We start from the raw sequence: 2,378 nt of genomic DNA, 5'->3' as shown, positions 1-2,378 counted from the left end.
TTCCGCCGCCCGTCGCCTCATGGGATCTCATATGTGGCGACGATGTCGTAACCCATGAGAGCCGCATAGTCGCGGATCGCATCCCTGATTTTCAATGGAGTAAGTCTGTCGGTCGGTGGACATTCGCAGATACTGAGCCGCGCGAATCCGCCGCCTCTCTCGAGACCCGATGCGGGCCGTTGCAACCTTGTCCATTCCCTTGCGCCGTCGTGCCGATGTCTGAAATAGGCCCGCTGGCGTAGCTGACAAGCTATGTAGTGACCGAGAAGACTCGCTAGCCACTATCCAGGTGCGTCTGAAGGCTGCAGCACCAGTTAGCAGGTCGGCTGAGTTGAACGCCGCGTGTCTCTCTGCGCCCCAGAGCCTGTCCCTTCGCACTCTACGCAGCGCACGCTCACGCCAGGACATTTATGTTGGTGCGTCCCCGCCGGGCAGCAATGGCCATTAGAGCTTCGCCATCTCGGGCATTCGAACATCGTGCCGGTGCCGCCGCAGCCTTGGCACTCGCTTTCGAATAACTCTAGTTCCATTTCACCCACCCCGTCGACATTGCCTGGCAATGCCGCTAGCCCCAAACGCGAACTTCGGCTGGCGCCCACCAACCGTCTGCCGAAATTGCCATACACCAATTAGGCTTTTCTAAAAAACAATATTCGGCCGAGCCGGCCACCGCTGTGAAGGCCGTCACACTGGCCCTGCGTGAGGTAGCTGGTCTCCCTCGGTGACCGCACCGTCTTTCCGTTTTGGCGACCATGCTGTTCAACAGCTGGGAAACCATGACTCACATCGTGAGCAGCACGAACCCTCCATAAGGACGAAGCCGGAAAGTCACTGGACGATCTGGCTACGCAGTCCGTGCAAGGTGAAGAAGGTGATGTGGCGCCGATCTCGATCGAATTCGCAAGACCCGGTCGTGCGGCCAGGAGCATGGGCCTTGTTGCGGGTCTCGAACTCAATCGTCACCTTCGGAGGATCGGACCGCTCAGTTGCGCTGAGCCGCCTGTAAGTCAGCCCGCGATCCTTGGGCGACATCATCAGTAGTAGGAAGAACTCACAGCGAGCGATTGGCGTCTGCGCCGGCTCCGACCGAGCTGGTGAAAGCATCAATGCATAAGCGCATAAGGCGGCCATCAGCAGGCTTGCCGCCATGCCTACCATATTCCGCTGCCGGTAGCGCCTGACCGCGCTGGCGAGCATCAGGGTTCGGCTTAAGGGCGTTTTTGAATTAAGAGGGGGCGGTATCCCAACGAAAATATCCGCACCCTCTCCCTTTAGCAGATGGTGTTCATCGCATGCCCGCGGTTTTCCCGCATAACAAGGTCATAATCATCTTTGGTTTACTTGTTCCCCGGGCCGGTCGTTGTTGTCGACGTTGAGCAATTGTTGCAGTCGGTCTTGCCGTTATTGATCTGCCCGCTCGGTCCGGTCGTTGTGGTAGTCGTTGTCGTCCCATTATCGTTGTTGGGTGGGTTTCCGCTATGTCCCTGTTCACTGGTGGTTGTCGTCGTAGTGCCTTTAGGATCCGCAAACGCGGGAGCGGAGACTGCGAATGCAAGCGCTGTCGTGACGATAAGGATCGTTTTCATTTCGTTCCTCCTGACATGCTACGCACGCCGCATCATTGGAACGCGGCACGGCCTCCCAATGCCACGCCGAACGTTAAGATTAGACATAACTAATATTCAAATGCAATGCATTTAAAGTATTGGGACCGCGCCTTGCGTCCCGGCAGATACACCATGGTCGTCTGTTGCATGCAGGTGACGCGGAACAGGACGCTCCCGGTAACGGTCTCAATTAAAACAACCACTTACTCTTAACGTTAGCACCCGTCTCGCCGGCTACCTCGTCCCATAGGTGCCTGGGCAGAGCGGGCGTAATCGCGGCATTGACGCGCATCAGCATTTCGGGGGAGCCGCGCGCGTAAAGTGACTCAGTCGTCAGATTTGTTGTACCTCAAGCGGCTTAGAATTTCGCATTCGGCGCCAGAAACATGCCCCTGCATGGCAAAGGCGGACAACCGCACGTGCAATTGTACTCACGATCTTGGAGCGGATGTTACTGCCGCGAAGGCACCTTTGCCGTTTAGCAACCATGGCCTTCAACCACCGGGAAACCCTGACTCATTTCGTGAGCGGGCTCCGCCGCCGTTCCGCCGTAATGCGAGCCCACTGCGGCCGGGTACGCCCCTGTTTCTTTTGGTCTTTGGGGCTTCGAAGGAGTTCTGGAGATGATGATCAAGAAGGTTCTTGTAGCGGTGCTGATGACCGCGGCGCTTGCCGGATGCGAGACTCAAACCGAGGGCCAGCAGCGGGCCACGACCGGTGCGCTGATCGGCGGCGCCGGCGGCGCGCTGGTCGGCCAGGCCATCGGCGGCA

Annotated in this window: 1 protein-coding gene; it reads right to left on the bottom strand. The window is 58.2% G+C overall.

The features are described from left to right. Positions 1-828: 828 nt before the first annotated feature. On the bottom strand, positions 829-1,197 hold the full coding sequence (locus DH10_RS31705) for a hypothetical protein (protein WP_192245311.1): 369 nt from the start codon (positions 1,195-1,197) through the stop codon (positions 829-831). Positions 1,198-2,378 lie beyond the last annotated feature (1,181 nt).

The sequence above is a fragment of the Mesorhizobium silamurunense genome (assembly GCF_014843825.1).
Lineage (GTDB): Bacteria > Pseudomonadota > Alphaproteobacteria > Rhizobiales > Rhizobiaceae > Mesorhizobium > Mesorhizobium silamurunense.
This window is presented reverse-complemented; position numbering and strand designations above follow the sequence as displayed.

Bases quoted from the DNA above. Each gene is read 5' to 3' on its own strand.
- DH10_RS31705 (WP_192245311.1), bottom strand. From the start codon at position 1,197: ATGCTCGCCAGCGCGGTCAGGCGCTACCGGCAGCGGAATATGGTAGGC.